The 20,042-nt window shown below is 72.0% G+C and carries 15 protein-coding genes, 1 pseudogene and 1 riboswitch; of the genes and pseudogenes, 11 read left to right on the top strand and 5 right to left on the bottom strand.

Annotated elements, in window-relative coordinates; translation table 11 throughout:
* Both A7A76_RS21625 and A7A76_RS21620 read left to right on the top strand, forming a co-directional pair.
* Positions 1-2,281, top strand: a 2,281-nt coding sequence (locus A7A76_RS21625; protein WP_206413241.1) for a family 20 glycosylhydrolase, incomplete at its 5' end; no start/stop codon positions are given.
* 213 nt (positions 2,282-2,494) lie between these two features.
* Positions 2,495-3,133 carry a tetratricopeptide repeat protein gene (locus tag A7A76_RS21620; protein WP_206413240.1) on the top strand — a complete coding sequence of 213 codons (639 nt, stop codon included), beginning with the start codon at positions 2,495-2,497 and terminating at the stop codon, positions 3,131-3,133.
* Positions 3,134-3,220: 87 nt separating this feature from the next.
* On the opposite strand, the gene A7A76_RS21615 is transcribed toward A7A76_RS21620, so the two are convergent.
* Together A7A76_RS21615 and A7A76_RS21610 are read right to left on the bottom strand one after the other, a co-directional pair.
* The gene (locus tag A7A76_RS21615) at positions 3,221-3,931 is read right to left on the bottom strand and encodes a hypothetical protein (protein ID WP_206413239.1); all 711 of its coding nucleotides are present in this window, start codon (positions 3,929-3,931) and stop codon (positions 3,221-3,223) included.
* Positions 3,931-4,260 carry a hypothetical protein gene (locus A7A76_RS21610; protein ID WP_206413238.1) on the bottom strand — a complete coding sequence of 110 codons (330 nt, stop codon included), beginning with the start codon at positions 4,258-4,260 and terminating at the stop codon, positions 3,931-3,933. Before A7A76_RS21610 ends, A7A76_RS21615 begins: the two co-directional genes overlap by 1 nt.
* 356 nt (positions 4,261-4,616) lie before the next feature.
* Between A7A76_RS21610 and A7A76_RS21605 the strand changes: the two genes are divergently transcribed.
* Together A7A76_RS21605 and A7A76_RS21600 are read left to right on the top strand one after the other, a co-directional pair.
* Entirely contained in the window at positions 4,617-5,933 is a 1,317-nt protein-coding gene (locus tag A7A76_RS21605; RefSeq protein ID WP_206413237.1) for an EAL domain-containing response regulator, read from the top strand.
* Positions 5,934-5,937: 4 nt separating this feature from the next.
* Positions 5,938-8,811 carry an ATP-binding protein gene (locus A7A76_RS21600; protein ID WP_206413236.1) on the top strand — a complete coding sequence of 958 codons (2,874 nt, stop codon included), beginning with the start codon at positions 5,938-5,940 and terminating at the stop codon, positions 8,809-8,811.
* A 191-nt stretch (positions 8,812-9,002) separates the two neighbouring features.
* Here the strand turns inward: A7A76_RS21600 and A7A76_RS21595 are convergent, their stop codons facing one another.
* Positions 9,003-9,950 (bottom strand): ankyrin repeat domain-containing protein, encoded by a 948-nt coding sequence (locus tag A7A76_RS21595; RefSeq protein ID WP_206413235.1) that lies wholly within the window; start codon positions 9,948-9,950, stop codon positions 9,003-9,005.
* A 121-nt stretch (positions 9,951-10,071) separates the two neighbouring features.
* Between A7A76_RS21595 and ggt the strand changes: the two genes are divergently transcribed.
* From ggt to A7A76_RS21580, 3 genes are all read left to right on the top strand, one after another.
* The gene (ggt, locus tag A7A76_RS21590) at positions 10,072-11,832 is read left to right on the top strand and encodes a gamma-glutamyltransferase (protein WP_206413234.1); all 1,761 of its coding nucleotides are present in this window, start codon (positions 10,072-10,074) and stop codon (positions 11,830-11,832) included.
* Positions 11,833-12,151: 319 nt separating this feature from the next.
* Positions 12,152-12,229, top strand: a riboswitch (S-adenosyl-L-homocysteine riboswitch).
* A gap of 13 nt (positions 12,230-12,242) precedes the next feature.
* The gene (locus A7A76_RS21585) at positions 12,243-13,217 is read left to right on the top strand and encodes an ATP-grasp domain-containing protein (RefSeq protein WP_241201110.1); all 975 of its coding nucleotides are present in this window, start codon (positions 12,243-12,245) and stop codon (positions 13,215-13,217) included.
* Positions 13,218-13,307: 90 nt separating this feature from the next.
* Positions 13,308-13,655 carry a gamma-glutamylcyclotransferase family protein gene (locus A7A76_RS21580; protein ID WP_206413233.1) on the top strand — a complete coding sequence of 116 codons (348 nt, stop codon included), beginning with the start codon at positions 13,308-13,310 and terminating at the stop codon, positions 13,653-13,655.
* Positions 13,656-13,681: 26 nt separating this feature from the next.
* Here A7A76_RS21580 and A7A76_RS21575 read toward each other — a convergent pair.
* Positions 13,682-14,869, bottom strand: a pseudogene (locus A7A76_RS21575) (TCR/Tet family MFS transporter); the annotation flags it as partial.
* Between the two features lie 223 nt (positions 14,870-15,092).
* Here A7A76_RS21575 and A7A76_RS21570 point away from each other — a divergent pair.
* Positions 15,093-15,716, top strand: coding sequence for a TetR/AcrR family transcriptional regulator C-terminal domain-containing protein (locus A7A76_RS21570; protein ID WP_206413232.1), 624 nt, complete (start codon positions 15,093-15,095; stop codon positions 15,714-15,716).
* A 192-nt stretch (positions 15,717-15,908) separates the two neighbouring features.
* Here A7A76_RS21570 and A7A76_RS21565 read toward each other — a convergent pair whose 3' ends face one another.
* Entirely contained in the window at positions 15,909-17,393 is a 1,485-nt protein-coding gene (locus tag A7A76_RS21565; protein ID WP_206413231.1) for an AAA family ATPase, read from the bottom strand.
* Positions 17,394-17,639: 246 nt separating this feature from the next.
* Between A7A76_RS21565 and A7A76_RS21560 the strand changes: the two genes are divergently transcribed.
* From A7A76_RS21560 to A7A76_RS21550, 3 genes are all read left to right on the top strand, one after another.
* A complete protein-coding gene (locus tag A7A76_RS21560) occupies positions 17,640-18,548 on the top strand; it encodes an AEC family transporter (RefSeq protein WP_206413230.1) in 909 nt (302 codons plus the stop codon).
* 141 nt (positions 18,549-18,689) lie between these two features.
* The gene (locus A7A76_RS21555; protein ID WP_206413229.1) at positions 18,690-19,319 is read left to right on the top strand and encodes a ParA family protein; all 630 of its coding nucleotides are present in this window, start codon (positions 18,690-18,692) and stop codon (positions 19,317-19,319) included.
* A gap of 175 nt (positions 19,320-19,494) precedes the next feature.
* Positions 19,495-19,971: a SixA phosphatase family protein gene (locus A7A76_RS21550; RefSeq protein ID WP_074871227.1), complete on the top strand. Its 477-nt coding sequence runs from the start codon at positions 19,495-19,497 to the stop codon at positions 19,969-19,971.
* The last annotated feature ends 71 nt before the right edge of the window (positions 19,972-20,042 follow it).

Genomic DNA, 20,042 nt, shown 5'->3' with positions numbered 1-20,042 from the left:
GGCCGCAGCCAAGCCCGCCGCGCTGCCGCGCGTCGCCCACCCCAGCGCGATCCTGCCGCGCCCGGCCAAGTTCGTGCCCGGCCAGGGCGCGTTCGTGTTCGGACCGGGCACCGAAGTGGTGGTCGCCGCCGACCAGCCCGGCGCGCGCCGGGTCGGCGAGTTCTTCGCCCAGCGCGTGCAGGCGCTGCGCGGTTTCGCGCCGAAGCTGCGGGAAGGCGGCGGCGCGGTCGAAGGCGCGATCGCGCTGAGCCTGGACCCCAGGCTGCCGATCGGCGAGGAAGCCTACGTGCTCGACATCGGCCGCGACGGCGCCAAGATCAGCGCGCGCAGCGAGACCGGCCTGTTCTACGGCGCGGTCAGCCTGTGGCAGTTGGCCACCGCCGACGGCGCCCAGGGCGAGACCCGGATCGCCGCGCAGCGCATCGAAGACGCGCCGGCGTATCGCTGGCGCGGGCTGATGCTCGATGTCGCGCGCCATTTCCGCAGCGTCGAGGAGGTCAAGGCGGTGCTCGACCAGATGGCGCTGCTCAAGCTCAACCGCTTCCACTGGCATCTCACCGACGACCAGGGCTGGCGCATCGAGATCAAGAAATTCCCGCGCCTGACCGAAGTCGGCGGCTGCCGCATCCGCGCCGGCGCCAACGGCCGCGACGCGCAAGGCAAGCCGGTGCAGTACTGCGGCTATTACACCCAGGCGCAGATCCGCGACGTGGTCGCCTACGCCGCCGCGCGCCACATCGACGTGGTGCCGGAGATCGAGATGCCCGGCCACGCCCAGGCCGCGATCGCGTCCTACCCCGCGCTCGGCGTCGGCGACGTGCTCAAGCAGGCGCCGCCGGTGTCGCCGGACTGGGGCGTGCACACCTATCTGTTCAATCCGCAGGACGAGACCTTCGCCGTCCTCACCGCCATCCTCGACGAAGTGGTCGGGCTGTTCCCGTCCCGGTACATCCACATCGGCGGCGACGAAGCGGCCAAGGACCAGTGGAAGGCCTCGCCGATGGTGCAGGACAAGATCAAGTCGCTCGGCCTGAAGGACGAGGCGGCGCTGCAGAGCTGGTTCGTCGGCCGCATCGGCGCGCACCTGCAGCAGCGCGGCCGGGTGCTGGTGGGCTGGGACGAGATCCTCGAAGGCGGCAAGCTGCCGGCCGACGCCACGGTGATGTCCTGGCGCGGCGACGCCGGCGCGCTGCAGGCCGCGCGCGACGGCCACGACGTGATCCTCTCGCCCGACCGCAAGCTGTACCTGGACTACGCGCAAAGCGAACGCGACGACGAGCCCAGCGGCCGCTACCCGGTCGCCACCTTGCGCGCGTTCTACGAATTCGCGATGACCCCGCCGGGCATGGACGCCGCGCAGGCGCAGCGCGTGATCGGCGCGCAGGGCAACCTGTGGACCGAGCACAAGCGCACGTTCGATCAGGTGCAGCTGGCGCTGCATCCGCGCCTGGACGCGCTGGCCGAGGTGGTGTGGTCGCCGGCGCAGGGCCGCGACTGGAACGACTTCCAGCGCCGGCTGGTGCCGCAGTTCGAGCGCTACCGCGCGCTCAAGGTCGGCTTCAGCGACGCCGCCTACGCCGTGGACGCGACCGCCGAACCCGACGCCGGCGGCGCCCGGGTGACCCTGTCGAGCCAGACCGGCTTCGGCGAAATCCGCTACCGCACCGACGGCGGCGCGCCGGACGCGTCCTCGCCGGTGTACGCGCAGCCGTTCCAGGCGGCGCTGCCGCTGGACGTGGTCGCCGCCACCTTCTTCGACGGCCATCCGATGTCGGCGCCGCGCCGGCTCCAGGCCCAGACCGCCGCCGACCTCAGCGAGCGCGGCAGCGCCCGGCTCAAGGCCTGCCGCGAGGGCTACAACCTGCGCCTGGAAGACGACGCCGCGCGCGACGGCGGCCGCGAGGGCGCGCGCGCGGCGCTGACGGTCAACCTGATCGACCCGTGCTGGATCTATGTCGGCGCCCGCCTCGACGGGGTCGCCGCGCTGCGCGCCACGGTCGCGCAGGTGCCGTACAACTTCCAGCTCTGGCACGACACCGACCAGATCGTGACGCGCAAGGCCCAGCCCGACGCGGCACTGGAAGTGCGCCTGAACGACTGCAAGAGCGCCCCGATCGCGCGCCTGCCGCTGCAGCCGGCGCTCGGCCGCGACGGCCTGACCGTGCTGGAAGCGTCGCTGCCGAAGCTGTCGGGCACGCACGATCTGTGCTTCGTGTTCGCCAGCGGCGCCCACGACCCGCTGTGGGCGCTCGACCGGGTCAGCCTGCGGCCGGCGCCCTGAGCGGGCGCGGAGCGGCCCGGCGCCGGCCTCGCCGGCGCGGCCGCTCCCGGCCCGGCGGCCTGTGTCAGCCTCATGTCGGATCGCGCCGTTACTGCACGTCACCTGCGCAGTTATGCACTCGGCCGCATTTTGCGAACAAAAAATATGTGCCGATGTTCATGAATCCGTGCTGTGGGCGGTAGCATGTGCGGCCCAAAGGGGGGATCCACGTACATGCTCATCCGCAATCTGCTGTTGGCCGCGGCGCTCGCCGCCGCCCTGGCGTCCGGTTCGGCCGCTGCGCAAAGCCTGCCCAAGCCGAACGAGTTCTACTTCGACGCCGACGCCCAGACCGCCAAACCCGTCGTCGCCGTGCGCGAAACCGGCGAGGCGGCGATGCAACGCCTGGCCAAGACCCTGGAACGCAAGGCCCACGCGCCGACCGAAGCCGCGCAGCTGGGGCATCTGGCGATGGAAGCCGGCCGCAACGACCTGGGCCGCCAGCTCTACGCCCGCGCCCTGCGCGAGATCGACAGCAGCAGCAGCTTCTGGCGCGCGATCAACTGGAACTACGGCTGGGACCTCTACCACGCCGGCGCGCCGGAAGACGCGCTGAAGGTGTTCGCCACCCTGCACAACGCGCGCAACATCAACGCCGGCTGGATGCCGCCGACCTACGCCGTGCTGCTGTGGTCGCTGGGCCGCAAGGACGAAGCGCTGCAGTGGTACGCCGCCGCGGTGCGCACCGAGCCCGACCACTGGCGCGACGCCTCGCGCTACGCCGAACTGCTGCCGGGCTGGCGCGACGCCGACCGCGCCACCCTGGCCGAAGTGCAGAAGGCCTGGGCGGCCAATCCGCCGGCCTGGCCGTAAGGTTCCGCCGGCGCCCGCACGCGGGCGCCGGGTGGGCGCAGGCCGTCTCGCGCGCGCAGGTCCGCGCCGCAGCCAGCCGGCCCCGGCTCAGGGCCGTTCGACGATCACCGACACCGACGGGTCGGTCGAAAACACCACGCGGTAGCCCGCGGGCGCACCCGGCGCCGACGGCTCGACGAGCTTGATGCTGGACGCGCCGATCTTCGCGCCGCCGTCGCCGTTGCCGCTCATCAGCGCCTCCAGCAAGCGCGAAGCGGGGATCTTGTCGCCCGTCAGGCTCGCCGCGCAGATCCGCTGGCCGCAGGCCAAGCGCTCCAGCGCCACCCCGGTTCCGGACTGGGCCAGCGCGCCGGTAATGCGCGTGCCGAACAAACGGGCGATCTCGCCGGCGTCCGGATCGTTGCGGAATCCCTCGTCCAACGCCGTCAGCAAGCGATCGAAACGCTCCTGCGTCTGCGCGGCGCGTTCGGCCGCCGGGGCGGAAAAGGCGCCGCCGGAGACGAAGCCGGCTTCCAGCCGATGCGGATCGCCGCGCACCGGCGTGGCACCCGGCGACAGCGGCGCCTCGTACCCGGCGAGCTCGCCGGCCGGCGACGCAGCGGCCGCCTGCGCAACCGGTTGCGCAGGCGGCGGCGGCGCGCCCGCGCGCTCGCGATCGCCACAGCCGGCAAGGCCGGCGATCATCGCCAGCGCCGGCAACCCGAGCGCCGGGAATAAGAACCGGCTCAGCTTGCGTGTCTGTTCGGGATTCGCGCGGGATCGCCGCTGCGGCTCGCGGCGGACGTCGGCCGGCAGCATCAGGTCTTCCCTTCTTCGTCGACGATCACTCCGCCGTCGACCTCGATTCGCGCCGCCCAGCCGCCGAGCGCATCGCGAATATGGGCCGAACCGTCCTTGAACGTCGTGATCGAACATCGGTGTTCGCAGGCATAGAGCTTGCCGTTGTATTCGACCCGTTCATACGCGTCGCCCGCGAAAGGCGCAGCGAGCAAGGCGGCGAGCCAAGGCATGCCCAGCCCCAGCGCGCGCCGCCTGGCCCGATGTTCCGTTGCACGCTCCGACACTGGAGCGCCGGACGCAGCCCTGCCAACGGCCGCGCCGTCGATACTCGCGTTGTGCATGTTCATGGTCCCCCGTCGTTGGTCCGATCCGCGCGTCCGGCGGTGCTGTGCAGAAGTGTCGCGGCGCGCGCAGTTCGAAAACACGGCCGATCACTCGATCCCTGCCGATGGCCGTGCTTTTCGTACTCGTCTTATCCGTTCAGGCCGGGCGCGCGTTCTTCCGCGTGCATTGCCCCCGATTCCCGCACGCGCCGGGACGGCCACGACGGTCACCCTCCTCCCGCGACCTGGATCGCAGCCGCTCGCGACCGTTCGTCGCCACGCTTCCCGTTGGCTCCCCTACACGGCTACAGTCGGCCGTTCGCGGCCGAGTCTGCTGCCCCCGGGGCCGGCCTGTCGTTGCGCACGCAACCGGGGATCGGATGTCGAAGTCGGCACTCAGCGTCCTGGTGGTCGAAGACCACGGCTTCCAGCGCCGCATGGCGCTGCGCCTGCTGGCCGAACTGGGCGTCGCCTCGCTGCACGAGGCCGCCGACGGCGCCAGCGCTCTGAATCTGCTGAACCGGCTGGCGCAAGCGCGGGCGCCGAACATCGGCGGCGCGCGCGGCGGCGATCCGGCCGGCATCGATTCGGCGCCAGGCGGCTCGGCGCCAGACGGCTCGGCTCAAAACGATTCGGCCGCAAGCGACCCGGCCCAAGTCGACCTGGTCCTGGTCGACCTCGACATGCCCGGCATGGACGGCATCGAATTCATCGACCGCCTCGCCCGGCAGCGCCTGGCGCGCGCGGTGCTGGTGGTCAGCGCGCTCGACCCGGCCTTGCTGCACACCGTGCAGACCATGGCCCGCGCCTGCGGCCTGCGCGTGCTCGAAGCGCTGGCCAAGCCGCTGACCAAAGCCAAACTAGCCGAAGCCCTCCTATCCCTGCGCCAAACCAAGGCCGACGAAGACCCCCAAGCCGCCCCCGACATCACCGCCGAAGACGCCCGCATCGCCCTGGAAACCGGCCGCATCGAACCGTGGTTCCAGTTGCAGGTGGAACTGGGCAACGGCCGCGCGATCGGCGTGGAAGCGCTGGCGCGCTGGCGCCGCGACGACGGCCGGGTGATCCTGCCGCAGCATTTCGTGCCGCTGCTGGAAGCCCAGGACCTGCTCGACGAGCTGACCGAACGCATGCTCGCCCAGGCCTGCCGCTACAAGCGCGGCTGGGACCGCGAAGGGCTGCGCCTGAAGCTGTCGGTCAACGTCTCCGCCTCCACCCTCGACGACGCCGGCGCCGCCGACCGCTACCAGCGCATCGTGCGCGAGGCCGGCGTGGCCGCCAGCGAAGTGGTGCTGGAACTCACCGAAAGCTCGCTGATGGCCGACGCCGCGCGCGGCCTGGCGGTGCTGGCGCGGCTGCGGCTCAAGGGTTTCGGCCTGTCGATCGACGACTTCGGCACCGGCTGGTCGTCGCTGTCGCAACTCTCGCAGGTGCCGTTCACCGAATTGAAGATCGACCAGGAATTCGTCGCCGGCGCCAGCCACAAGCCGCGCAAGCGCGCGGTGGTGGAAGCCAGCCTGGACCTGGCGCGCAAGCTCGGCCTGGACGCGGTGGCCGAGGGCGTGGAGACGGTCGAGGACTGGCAGATGCTGGCCGAACTGGGCTGCGCGGTGGCGCAAGGCCGGCTGATCGGCGAAGCCGTGCCCGGCGCCGAGCTGCGCGCCGCGCTCGGCCGCTGGCGCCGTCCCGAGCACTGAGCCGATGTTCGCCTGGCTCGACCGCTTCAGCGTGCGCCGCCAGCTGTGGGGGCTGTTCGCGCTGTTCCTGGCCGCCGGCTCCAGCGTGCTGTTGATCGACGAGATCGAGCAGCACCGCGCGCGCGGCGCGCTGCAGAGCCTGCAGGACGATTCGCTGCGCGGGCTGCGCCTGATCAAGACCGTCTCCGACGCCTACGGCCTGGACGTGGTCGATACCACCTTCCGGGTGCGCAACGACCTGGTCGGCTGGGACGAGGGCGTGGACCGGGTCGACCGCGCCCGCGCCCGCATCGACGCGGCCTGGCGCGAGCTCGACGCGCTGCCGCATTCGCCGCGCGAACAGCAGCAGCTCAACGCCGCTGCCGCGGCCCGGCGCACCGCCGACGCGGCCGCGCTGGAGCTGCGCGCGATCCTGCAGCGGCGCGACCTGCCGGCGCTGGGCCGCTTCGCCGACACCCGCCTGTATCCGGCGATCGACCCGCTGACCCAGCGCATGCAGCAGCTGTCCGACCTGGAACTGATCCAGGCCGACGCGGTGGTGCGCGCCGACATCGTCCGCAGCGAACGGGTCAGCGCGCTGCGCATCGCGGTGTCGCTGCTGGCGCTGGCGCTGGCTGCGCTGATCGGGCGGCGGGTGCTGCGCAACGCCTCGCGCGGGGTCGACCAGCTGACCTGGCTGGCGCGGCGCATGCGCGACCACGACTACACCGCCGACCCCGGCGAACTGCCGCCGGGCGAACTCGGCGCGGTCATGCAGACCTTCCTGGACATGCGCCGCGACGTGCTCGGCTTCGAGACCGAACTGACCGGCCAGCTGATCCGCAACGAGCGCACCCGCGCCGAACTGGAGCGGCGCCAGCGCTTCCAGGCCTCGCTGCTGGATTCGGCCCAGACCGCGATCATGGCGGTCGATGCCGACGGCCGCTTCACCCTGGTCAACCCGTTCGCCGAACGCCTGCTCGGCCTGCGCGAAGCCGAGGCGGTCGGCCGCGAACGCTTGCACGCGGTGTTCGAAACCCGCGCCCTGCAGGCGTTGGCGACCGAACTGAGCGCGCAGCTGGGCCGGCCGGTGGCGGCCGACTGGACCGCGCTGCGCGAACTCGCGCGCGGCCACGCCGCGCCGCGCGAAACCCGCCTGCGCCACCGCAACGGCACCTGGGTGCCGGCGCTGGTGGCGGTGTCGGCCACCGGCGGCGACGACGACGAGCCGCCGGGGCTGCTGGTGATCGCCGCCGACCTCAGCGCGCTCAAGCGGCTGGAGCGCGAGCTGCGCGCCAGCGAGGCGCGCGCGCAGGACGCCAGCCGGGCCAAGTCCTCGTTCCTGGCGGCGATGAGCCACGAGATCCGCACGCCGATGATCGGCGTGACCGGCATGATCGAAGTGCTGGCGCACTCGCGCCTGGACGGCGAGCAGCGGCAGGCGCTGGAGGTGATCCAGCAGTCCTCGCAATCGCTGCTGCAGATCATCGGCGACATCCTGGATTTTTCGAAGATCGAGGCCGGCCGGCTGGAACTGGCGCCGGCGCCGGTGGATCTGGCCGCGCTGGTGCGCACCACCGTCGCGGGCTTCCTCGGCGCGGCGCGCGCGCGCGCGGTGGCGCTGCGCTGCGAGGTCGATGCGCGCGTGGCGCCGGCGTACCGCGCCGATGCGCTGCGGCTGCGGCAGATCCTCGGCAACTTCCTGTCCAACGCGGTCAAGTTCACCGAGCGCGGATCGATCGAGGTGGCGCTGGAATTCGAAGCCGCGCAGCCGCCCGCCGCCGGCGAGGACGCGCCGCGCGACCGCCTGTGCCTGCGCGTGAGCGACACCGGCATCGGCATCGACGCGCAGCGCCAGCGCCTGCTGTTCCAGCCGTTCCAGCAGGCCGACGCCGACACCGCGCAACGCTACGGCGGCACCGGCCTGGGCCTGGCGATCTGCCGGCGCCTGGCCGAATTGATGGGCGGCGAGATCGCGATGGACAGCGAGCCCGGCGTCGGCACGACCCTGCGCCTGCGCTTGAGCCTGGCGCGCGCGCCGGCGCCCGAGCGCGACGGCGCGGCCGACGACGCGCTGGCGTTGGGCGCGGCGACGGCGCCGGATCCCGACCGCGCCGCGCGCGACCGCCGGCTGGTGCTGCTGGTCGACGACCATCCCACCAACCGCCTGGTGATCGCGCGGCAACTGGCCCTGGCCGGCTACGCCTGCGAAACCGCCGACGGCGGCGAGGCCGCCCTGCAGCGCTGGCGCAGCGGCCGCTACGCGCTGGTGCTGACCGATCTGCGCATGCCCGGGATGGACGGCTACGCACTGACCCGGGCGATCCGCGCCGAACAAGCGCGCGCCGGCATCGGCGACGGCGATGCGCGGCGCACGCCGGTCCTGGCGCTGACCGCGTCGGCGCTCAAGGACGAAGCCGACGCCTGCTTCGCCGCGGGCATGGACGACTGCCTGGTCAAGCCGGTGGCCGCGGCCGCGCTGGCGACCGCGCTGCGGCGCTGGCTGCCGCCGCTCGACGACGACGACGATGCGGCAGGCACCGACGCAACGCCGCCGCGCGATCGCGACCTGGGCCGCGCGCTCGACCTGGACACGCTGCACGCGCTGCTGGCCGACAGCGGCGGCGGCGATCCCGCCGCGGTGCTGGCCGACTTCCTCGACGCCGCCGAAGAAGACCTGGCCGGCCTGCGCGCCGCGCGCGACCGCAACGACGCCATCGCGCTGGCGCGGCACGCGCACCGGCTCAAGGGCGCGGCGCAGCTGATCGGCGCGCACGAACTCGGCGAGGCCGCGCAGGCGCTGGAACACGCGGCGCGCGCGCAAGACTGGGCCTTGGCGCCGGCGTTGCTGGGCGATGTCGAAACCGCGGTGCGGCGGTTGCAGCGGCTGCGTGTTTGAGCGTGGGTGCGCAGAGAGTTTTGCGCGGCTGGATTTGCGAAGTTCGCGCGATCGTCCGACGAATACGGCACTGATCGACACCGATAATTTTTGCTATTGCTATTGCGGTTGCTCTCGCTGTTGCTCTTCGCTCCCCCGCGAACAGCAACAACAACAGCGGCAACAGCAACAGCGACCAGAGCATTCGGTCTCTACTTCGCCGGCACGCTCTCCACCGCCACCCCACGCTCCCGCAACCATGCGATCACCGCATCGCGCTCGTCGCGAGTGCGCGCATTGAGCAGCCGATCCGGGCTCATGAACATGTAGCGCTGGAACGTCGCGCCCTGCGCATTGCGCGCAGTCGGGTCGGCGCCCGCGCGCAGCAATGTCAAGGCATGGCCGAATTCGTTGATTTTCGCCGCCACGTGCACCGGCGTGTTGCCGAGACGGTCGGCGCGGCCGGGGTCGGCACCGGCGGCGAGCAGGGCGGCGAACTGTTCGGGGCGCTCGGCCATCAGCGCCGCGGTCAGCGCGGTGGCGCCGGTCACGGTGTTCGGCAGGTTGGGATCGACCCGCGCCTCGAGCAGCACGCGCAGGTAACGCGGGTCGTCGGCCATCGCCGCCAGCTGCAGCACGGTGGCGCCGTCGTCGGCGCCCTGGGCCGGGTCGGCACCCGCGGCGACCAGCGCGCGCAGGCCTGCGACGCTGCGCTGGTACAGCGCCCACTGCAGCACGCTGATGCCGCGCTCGCCGCGCGCGTTCGGATCGGCGCCGGCGGCGACCAGCGCGCGTACCCGCGCCGCGTCGCCGGCGGCCGCGGCCTGGGCGAGTTCGGCCGCGGCCGGTGAGGAAAACGCCTGGCTGGCGCGCATGGCCCTGGCTCCGGGTTGGGCGAAAGCGAGCGCGGCGCACAGGCACAGGCCCGCGGCCGCGGCGAACGCGCGACGGGGCGCGGCGCGATCGAGGGCGCGAACGACCGCGCGATCGTGCCGGTTCGGGTCCATGAGCGCCTGCGCCTCGCAGCGATGGGAAAGCCCGATGCTAACCCGCGACCACGACGGCCGGCCGGAACCGGCCGCGGGGTTCCGTCGCGGCGCACGCGCGATCTCGCCCCCGCCGCACGCCGCCTTGCCGCTTCGGGCGATCCGGCGCTGCACCGCCGCAAGCGCGCCGCCGCAGCGCGAGACCACGCATTCAGCTTGCCGCGCTCGACTTTCGGCCTACTCAGTTCCGCGCGCGTCTGCGCTATCGTCGAAGGCTGTCCTGGGGAGTTCCGTCATGCCTTCTTCGATCACCGCCCTGCGTTCGCGCCGCGCGGCGGCGCTGCTTGCGCCGCTGGCCCTGGCCTGCGCCGCCTTCCTCGCGCCGGGCCTGCTGGCGCCCGCGCACGCCGCCGACCGGATCGGCGGCAAGACCTTCGCCACCCGCAGCGAGGTCTACGCGCCGCACGCGATGGCCGCGACCTCGCACCCGCTGACCACGCAGATCGCCCTGGACGTGATGAAGGCCGGCGGCAGCGCGGTCGACGCGGCCATCGCCGCCAACGCCGCGCTCGGGCTGATGGAGCCGACCGGCAACGGCGTCGGCGGCGACCTGTTCGCGATCGTGTGGGATCCCAAGACCAAGAAGCTCTACGGCTACAACGGCTCCGGCCGCTCGCCCAAGTCGCTGAGCCTGGCCGAATTCCAGAAGCGCGGGCTCAAGGAAATCCCGCCGCACGGCCCGCTGCCGGTGACCGTGCCCGGCGCGGTCGACGGCTGGTTCGCCCTGCACGAACGCTTCGGCCGCAAGCCGATGGCCGACAACCTCGCGCCCGCGATCCGCTACGCACGCGAAGGCCATCCCGTGCACGAGGTGATCGCCTATTACTGGAACGCCTCGGTGCCGCGCCTGTCGAAGTGGCCCGGCTTCAAGGAGCAGTTCACCATCGACGGCCGCGCCCCGCGCACCGGCGAGATGTGGAAGAACCCGAACCTCGCCCACACCCTCGAACAGATCGCCCAGGGCGGGCGCGATGCGTTCTACAAGGGCGATATCGCCCGCACCGTCGGCGCGTATTTCAAGGCCAACGGCGGGTTTCTGAGCTACGAGGACATGGCCGCGCACCACGGCGAATGGGTCGAGCCGGTCAGCAGCAACTACCGCGGCTACGACGTGTGGGAGCTGCCGCCGAACGGGCAGGGCATCGCCGCGCTGCAGATCCTCAACATCCTGGAAGGCTACGACCTCAAGTCCTACGGTTTCGGCAGCGTCGAGCACCTGCACCTGTTCGCCGAAGCCAAGAAGCTCGCCTTCGCCGACCGCGCGCGCTGGTACGCCGATCCGGCGTTCGAGAAGTCCTCGCCGGTGGCCAAGCTCATTTCGAAGGACTACGCCGCGCAGCGGCGCAAGCTGATCTCGCTGGACAAGGTGCTCAAGGAAGCGCAGCCGGCGACGCCGGCGCAGCTCGACCAGGGCGACACCATCTACATGACCGTGGCCGACGCCGACGGCATGATGGTCTCGCTGATCCAGTCCAACTACCGCGGCATGGGCAGCGGCATGGCGCCGCCGGGCCTGGGCTTCATCTTCCAGGACCGCGGCGAGCAGTTCGTGCTCAAGGAAGGCCATCCGAACTCGTTCGCGCCGGGCAAGCGGCCGTTCCACACCATCATTCCCGCGTTCGTGACCAAGGACGGCAAGCCGTGGCTGTCGTTCGGGGTCATGGGCGGGGCGATGCAGCCGCAGGGCCACGCCCAGATCGTGATGAACCTGATCGACTTCGGCATGAACCTGCAGGAAGCCGGCGACGCGCCGCGCATCCAGCACGACGGCTCGACCGAACCGGCCGGGCAGATGGTGGCGATGAGCGACGGCGGCGAGCTCGACCTGGAGACCGGGTTCTCCTACGAGACCGTGCGCGAGCTGGTGCGGCGCGGCCACAGCGTGCGCTTCGCGCTGGGGCCCTATGGCGGGTACCAGGCGATCATGGTCAATCCGAACGGCGGCTACATCGGGGCGAGCGAGTCGCGCAAGGATGGGCAGGCGGCGGGGTATTGAGGCGGTTTGGGTTGCGGCTGCGATGACGGGTTCGTCGTAGCCGCAGTGTCGCGGTCGCAGCTCGCGCAGCTCCTACAGGGAGCGGGTGTAGGAGCTGCGCGAGCTGCGACCGCGAAAACCAATCGACGACGAACCCGGCCTATCGAGAACGCACCGCGAAAAATTCTCGCGCCGCCGCAACCGCCTCCGCGAAGGTTTCGCTATTTCGCCGCCGCCGCGCCTTCCGCGTTGACAGCCCACCGCCCGCCGTCCAACACTGCGCCGGCATCGCGCTGCGATGCATCCACTTGCGCGACGCCGCCTCGGCGCCGCGCGATCCGGACCCGAGGGGTGCTGCGACGGAGCCCGCGCTCCGCCACGCTCGGGCCGCGATGCCGAGCAAGGGCGCCCTCCCGTTTTCTGGAGGCGTCATGTCCCGTTCCGATTCCATTCCCCCCTCGCCCGCGACCGATCCGCGCGCGCCCGGCTTCGTCCGTTTCGATCCGCCGCTGTCGCTGGCCCTGGTCGTCTCCGACGTCCAGCCCGAACCGCACGAAGACGACGCCGGCCTGATCGCCGCGCTGCGCGAGCACGGCATCCACGTCCACGCCCGCATCTGGAGCGACCCGGCGGTGGACTGGGCCGCGCACGATGCGCTGCTGGTGCGCAGCACCTGGGATTACTTCGAGCGCTACACCGAGTTCCTGCAGTGGTATCAGCGCCTCGACGCGCTGCGCTGCCCGATCGCCAATCCGCTGCCGCTGCTGGTGTGGAACAGCGACAAGCGCTACCTGCTGGAGCTGGCCGCGCAAGGCGTGGCGATCATCCCGACCGTGCACGCGCGCGGCGCCGGGCTCGACGCCGCGCTGGCGCCGTTGCAGGGCGAGGTGGTGGTCAAGCCCAGCGTCAGCGGCGGCGCCTGGCACACGCTGCGCGGGCGCATCGGCGAGGCGGCGTTCGCGCAGGCGCTGGCCGGCCTGCCGCGTTCGCTGGATTACCTGATCCAGCCGTTCGTGCCGCAGGTGGTCGAGGACGGCGAGTGGTCGCTGCTGTTCTTCGGCGGCGTCTACAGCCACGCGGTGCTGAAGAAGCCGGCGCGCGACGATTACCGCGTGCAGACCTGTTTCGGCGGCAGCGCCGTGCCGACCGAGCCGCCGGCGCACGTCGCCGAAGCGGCGCGGCGCGCGCTCGACGCGGTGGCGGCGCTCGGCCACCGCGACCACGCCTACGTGCGCGTGGACGGCGTGGTGGTCGACGGCGAATTCCGGATCATGGAGCTGGAGTTCATCGAACCGTTCCTGCACCTGGCCGCGCATCCGCCGGCGGCGCGCTTGTTCGCCGCGCAGCTGGCGCAGCGCTGGTCGGCGTTGCGCGAACCGCGCGCGTCCGAAGCCGCGTCGGCCTGAGCCCGCAGCGACGGCGCGCGGCGGTTGCGCGCGCCGTCGTCGCCGCTTAGCGTCGGCAGTCGTCTTGCCATTACCGGTAGCCACGCCGTCATGAGCGTCTCCTACGACCAGCGATTGTTTTCCTACGGCACCCTGCAGTTGCCGGCGGTGCAGCAGACCACCTTCGGCCGGCGGCTGCACGGCGAGGCCGACGCCTTGGTCGGTTTCCGCCGCACCCTGGTGAAGATCGAGGATCCGCAGGTCGTCGCCACCAGCGGCCAGAGCCATCACCCCATCGTCGAACCCAGCGGCGACGACGCCGACCGCGTCGACGGCACGGTGTTCGCGATCAGCGCCGACGAGCTGGCGCGCGCGGACGCGTACGAAGTCGACGATTACGTCCGGGTCGAGGCGGTGCTGGCCTCGGGCGGGCGCGCCTGGGTGTACGTGAAGGCCTGATCCCCGGCGACCGCGTCGGCGCCGGCTTGCGCAGGCGCCGCGCGCGGGCCGCGCAGCAGTGCGCGCAACGCCGGCAAGCACGGCAGGTACAGCGCCGCACCGGCGACCCAGACCCAGCCGTCCCAATGCCCGGCGCTGGCGACGTAGATCGCGCCGAACAACAGCGGGCCGATCACCGCGGCCAGGCTGGCGAGGCTGGCCAGCACGCCTTGCAGCGCGCCCTGGCGCGCTTGGTCGGTGCGCTCGCTCGACATCGCCAGCAGCGCCGGCCCGCCGATGCCGCCGCCGGCGGCCAGCAGCAGACCGGGCGCGAGGGTCGCGACGCTGCGGGCGAAAGCAAAGGCCAGATAGCCCAGCACGTCGGAGATCACCCCGCCGATCAGGGTCCTGGCCGGGCCGAAGCGGTCGCTGATGCGGCCGGTCGCGAACGCCTGGAACAGCGAGTGGATCACCCCGAACGCGGCCAGCGACAGGCCGATCGCGGTCGGATTCCAGCCGAAGCGGTCGTGGCCGTAGATCGCCCACAAGGTGCCGGGCACCTGTCCGGCCAGTTGCATCGCCAGGTACAGCCACAGCAGCGGCGCCAGGTCCGGCAGCCGGCCGAGTTCGCGCAGCGCATGCCACGGCGCCAGTTCGCGCAGCGCCGGCGCGGGCCGCGGTTCGGGATCGCGCTTGCGCGCCGGTTCGGGCAGGGCCAGCCAGGCCAGGGCGAAGTTGACCAGGGCCAGCGCGGCCGCGGCCACGAACGGCGCGCGCAGCCACACCGCGCCGAGCAGGCCGCCGATCACCGGCCCGGCCACCAGGCCCAGGCCGAAGCTGGCGCCGAGCCAGCCGTAGCGGCGCGCGCGCTGGGATTCGTCGGAAATGTCGGCGATATAGGCACCGGCGACCGAGCCGCTGGCGCCGCTGACCCCAGCGATGGCGCGGCCCAGGTACAGCAGCGACAGCCACGGCGCGCAGGCCATCAGCAGGTAGTCCAGGGCGCTGCCGAACAGCGAGCACAGCAGCACCGGGCGGCGGCCGTAGCGGTCGCTGAGCGCGCCCAGCGCCGGGGCGCAGACGAACTGCATCAATGCGTACAGCGCGGTCAGGGCGCCGGCGTGCAGGGCCAGGTGGGCGTGCACGCCGAAAGAGTCGAGCAGTTGCGGCAGCACCGGCGCGATCAGGCCGATGCCGATGGCGTCGAGCGCGACCGTGGCCAGGATCAGGCACAACGCGAGGTTGAAACCGGCGGGCGCGGCGGCGGGCGGTTGGGCGGCGCCGGCGGCGGGCGGCCCGGACGCTTGAGCCGCGGCGTCCGTGGGCTCGGCGGGGGCGGCGGCCGGCGAAGAGGTCGGGGTGTGCAAGACACGCTCCCTATCAGTGATAGATTCGACGCGGATGCTAATCTATCACCGATAGGGAGACAAGCCTGCTCGCGGGCTGGAAACTGAACGCATGAAACTGCAACGCGAGACGGTGGTCGCCGCCGCCCTGAAGCTGCTCGACGAGGTCGGCATGGACGGCCTGAGCACGCGCCGTCTGGCCCAGGAGCTGGGCGTGCAACAGCCCAGCCTGTACTGGCATTTCAAGAACAAGCGCGAGCTGCTCGACGCCCTGGCCGAGGCGATGCTGGGCGAGCACCAGCCGGTGGACCGGGGCGCCTGCGCCGACTGGCGCGAATGGATGGCGCGGCAATCGCGCGAGTTCCGCCGCTGCCTGCTCTCGCACCGCGACGGCGCCCGGGTCCACGTCGGCACCCGCCCGCAGCCGCACGATTTCGGCGAGGTCGAGGCCGAGCTGGCCTATCTGACCGCGGCCGGATTCACCGCCTCCGACGCGATCCGCGCGCTGATCTCGCTGAGCTACTACACCGTCGGCTGGGTGCTGGAAGAACAGGCCGCGACCGAAGCCGGCCGCGGCCCCGGCCAGGCGCCGATGAGCCCGGACCCGCTGCGTTACCCGCTGCTGGCGCAGGCGCAGCCGGTGATGAGCCAGAGCGATATCGAAGCCGATTACGAATACGGGCTGCAGGCCTTGATCGCGGGGTTCGAGGCACTGATTGCGCGGCGCCGGAGCTGAGCGCGGCGGGCGGTGTCGCGATTTGATCGAAAGGCGTCGGGCCTGAAGGCCCTCCCACAAGCGCCCGCCGTTGCTGCACGAGCGGCGTGGCTGTTGTGGGAGGGCCTTCAGGCCCGATGCTTTCCGATCCGCCGCCGCGCCGACTCGATGTCCCGCCACCAACCGGCCTCGCCCGCAGCCTGCAGGCCGCCCTCAATCCGCCGCCACCGTCCGCCCGCGCGCCCACTCGCGCAGCTGCGTCACCTGCTCGCTCATCAGCACCGACAGCGGCCGGGTCTGCTTGAGCTCGGCGCGCACCTGGAAGTCCGACAGCGCGGTGCCGGCGGCGTGCGCGGCGTACATCGCCGCGACGATGGCCTGTTCGATCTCGGCGCCGGAAAAGCCGTCGCTGGCGGCCGCGAGCGCGGGCAGGTCGAAGCCGGTCGGGTCGAGCGAGCGCCGGCGCAGGTGGATCGCGAACAGTTCCTCGCGCACGTCGGCCGCGGGCAGGTCGACGAAGAAGATCTCGTCGAAACGGCCCTTGCGCAGCAGTTCCGGCGGCAGCGCGTCGATCTGGTTGGCGGTGGCGACCAGGAACAGCTTGGACTTGCGCTCGGCCATCCAGGTCAGCAGATAGCCGAGCACCCGGCGCGACACGCCGCCGTCGCTGTCGCCGCTGTCGGCCAGGCCTTTCTCGATCTCGTCGATCCACAGCACCGCCGGCGCCAGCTGCTCGGCCGAGGCCAGCGCGGCGCGCAGGTTCTTTTCGGTCTCGCCGTGGAACTTGTCGTACAGCGTGCCGAAGTCCAGCCGCACCAGCGGCACGCCGAAACCGGCGGCCACCGCCTTGGCGATCATCGATTTGCCGCAGCCCTGCACGCCCAGCAGCAGCAGGCCCTTGGGCGGATCGAGGCCGGGCGGCGGCTCGGCCCCGGCGAACACCGCGCGGCGCTGTTCGACCCAGCGCTTGAGCCGGCGCGCGCCGGCCACGTCGGTCATGCGCGCGCTGTCGTATTCGTAATGCAGGTGGCCGGAGCGGTTGAGCAGCTCGAACTTGAGCTTGGCCAGCTCGGGCAGGTCGTCGGCGTTGAGCGCGCCGTCGCGGAAGATCAAATGACGGGCGATGCGGCGCGCATCGACCGGGTCGATGCCTTGCAGGTTGCGCACGATCTGCTTGACCGCCTCGCCGTCGGCCTCGACCCGGCGGCCGCCGTTCTCGCGCGCGTAGTTCTCCGCTTCCTCGCGCACCAGCTTGAGCAGGGCGTTGGCGTCGGGCAGGCGCGGGGTGAAGCGCACCGCCAGCGCGTCCAGGTCCGGCGGCAGTTCCAGCTTGTGGCCGATCAGCACCAGCACGTGCGGCTCGCACTCGCGGCGCTGGGCGATCTCGCGCAGCTGGCGCTGGGTGCCGGCGTAGGCCAGGTAGGGATGGGCGTCGAACAGCAGGTAGATGCCGCGCTGGTCGGCGTGGCGGATCGCCTGCAGGGTGTTGGAGATGTCCGGGGCGACTTCGGATTCGTCCTCGCGGTCGAGGTCGATCCGGCGCAGGCCTTCGGTGATCGACCAGCGGTACAGCGCGCGCCAGACGTTCATCAGCGCCTGGCGGAACAGCTCGACCACGCGGGTTTCGTCGCGGGTCTCGATCACGATCAACGGGGTGTTGGCGCGGATCAGCGCGGTCAGGTCTTGCAGGTCGCTCATGGGCGGGGGTCGTCCGTGGAACGGGCATGATACGGCGGTCGCGGGGTGGGGCGGCGTTTGCGCTGGGGGCGGTCAGAAACTTAGTGAAGAGGAACGAGGAACGAGTAAAGCGGGCGGACCGCGGCCTTTACTCGTTCCTCGTTCCTCTTCACTGGTTTCCTCCGCCCCCCACCTAAGCCCAAAGCCGTCTTGAGCCCGCGCGCGCCAGCCGCGACCATGGCCGTCACCGCCATCACGCCGCGACTCATGGCTTTCGACGCCTTCGCCCTGGTCCTGGCGATGCTGGCGCTGGGCTACCTGTTCCAGCGCCTGCGCGCCCTGCCCGACAACGCCGCCCAGGTGCTGAACCTGGTCGTGCTCTATGTCTGCCTGCCGGCGGCGGTGCTGCGCTACGCCCCGCGCCTGCACCTGGAGCCGGCCCTGCTCGGCGTGGCCGCGGTGCCGTGGCTGCTGCTGGGCGCGACCGTGCTGCTGGTCGGCGCGCTGGCGCGCGCGCTGAAACTGCGCCGCGACGAACACGCGGTACTGCTGCTGACCGTGGCCCTGGGCAACACCAGCTTCCTCGGCTACCCGCTGACCCGCGCGCTGATCGGCGAGCACGCGCTGCCGTATGCGGTGGTCTACGACCAGTTCGGCGCGTTCCTGATCCTGTCGACCTTCGGCCTGTGGGTGCTGGCGCGCTACGGCGGCGACGCCCGCCCGGGCGCGGCCGACATGCTGCGCCGGGTGCTGCGCTTTCCGCCGCTGTGGGCCTTGCTGATCGGCTTCACGGTGATGCCGGCGCAGCCGCCGAGCTGGATCGCCGGCGGCCTGCAGCGCCTGTCCGATGCGCTGCTGCCGCTGGCGATGCTGACCATCGGCCTGTCGGTGAAGCTGGCGCTGCCGCGCGAGGAGCTCAAGCCGCTGGCCGCCGGCCTGACCCTCAAGCTGGCGCTGATGCCGGCGCTGGCCTGGGCGCTGGTGCCGCTGCTGCGCCTGCACGGCGAAATGGCCCGCACCACGGTGCTGGAATCGGCGATGCCGCCGATGGTCACCGCCGGCGCGCTGGCCATCGCCCACGGGCTGGCGCCGCGGCTGGCGGCGGCGATGGTCGGCTACGGGCTGCTGCTGTCGCTGGCGACCTTGCCGCTGTGGGCCGGGCTGGCGGTGGGCTGAGCGGCCTCGCCCGGTCGCGGTCCCGGCCCCGGGGCGGCCGCCGCGTCCCGGGTTGCGCGCTCGGTCGCGCCGCGCGGCCGCCGTGATGGCCCGCTCCACGGGCGCGGTGTAGGCTGGGGTTCCATCCGGAGGGGAGCTCGCATGAAGACCGTGCTGGTGGCCAGTTCCAAGGGCGGTGTCGGCAAGACCACGATCGCGACCCACCTCGCCGCACAGGCGGCCCTGGACGGGTTGCGCACGGCCTTGATCGACGCCGACCCGCAGGGCTCCTCGACCCGCTGGGCGCAGCGCCGCTCGGTCCTGGAGAGCGCGGTGCTGCCGCTGGACGGCACGCGCAGGAAGGCCTGGCGCAAGCACCTGCCCGAAGACGCCCAGCGCACCGTCATCGACGCCCCGGCCGGGGCCATGGCCGACGACCTGGAGTCCTTCCTCGACGTGGCCGACGCGGTGATCGTCCCGATCCAGCCCTCGACCCTGGACATCGAAGCCACCGTGCCCTTCCTCGACACCCTGGCCCAGCACCCGCGGGTGCGCCGCGGCCAGCTGCGCGTGGGCCTGGTCGGCAACAAGCTCAAGCCCTGGACCAACGCCTCGCAGCAGGCGCTGGAGCTGCTCAGCGAATGGCCCTACCCGGTGGTCGGCCAGATCCGCGACAGCCAGGCCTATGTGGTCATGACCGCGCTCGGCAAGAGCCTGTTCGACTACCACTCCCAGCAGATCCGCGAGCATCAGGCCGATTGGGCGCCGTTGTTGAAGTGGCTGAAGAAGTAGTGGAGCAGGAGATAGCGGATAGGAGTTAGGAGATAGGGAAAGCGGCTTTCGCTATCTGCTAACTCCTATCCGCTATCTCCCAGCCCATTCACCCACGCCCGCCGCCGCACCCGCTACCCTGACCCGCCCTGCGTTCGCGCAAGCACTCCCCTCCACTCGATCCGTCCAAGGCCTCATGCGCGAACTGATCCTGCTCCGCCACGCCCACGCCGAGCCCGCCGCCAACGGCCAGGCCGACCTCGACCGTCCGCTGTCCGCCGAAGGCCTGGCCGAAGCCGAAGCCGCCGGCCGCTGGCTGGCGCAAAACAAGCTGGTGCCCGACTGCGTGCTGTGCTCGCCCTCGCGGCGCACGCGCGAGACCCTGGAAGCCGTGCTCGGCGCGATCGGCTACGTCGAGCAACGCATCGAGCCGTCGGTGTACGAGGCCACCCCGGGCACGCTGATCGCCCTGGCCGACACCCACGCCGAGGCCGAGCGGCTGATGCTGGTCGGCCACAACCCCGGCCTGGAACGGCTGGCCGCGCTGCTGCACAGCGGCCAGTCCGGCGACTACCGCGGCATGCCGCCGGCGGGCATCGCCGTGCTCAGCCTGCCGGCCGGCGTGGCTCTGGAACCGGGCTCGGCCCAGCTCAGCGCGTTCTGGTGGCCGTGAGCCCGCCGCGGCTGCGCAGCCGCGGCGCGACTTCGCTGTCCCTCGCCCTGGCGCTGCTGGCCGGTCCCGCC

It is taken from the genome of Lysobacter enzymogenes, from assembly GCF_017168095.1.
Classification (GTDB): domain Bacteria; phylum Pseudomonadota; class Gammaproteobacteria; order Xanthomonadales; family Xanthomonadaceae; genus Lysobacter; species Lysobacter enzymogenes_D.
This window is presented reverse-complemented; position numbering and strand designations above follow the sequence as displayed.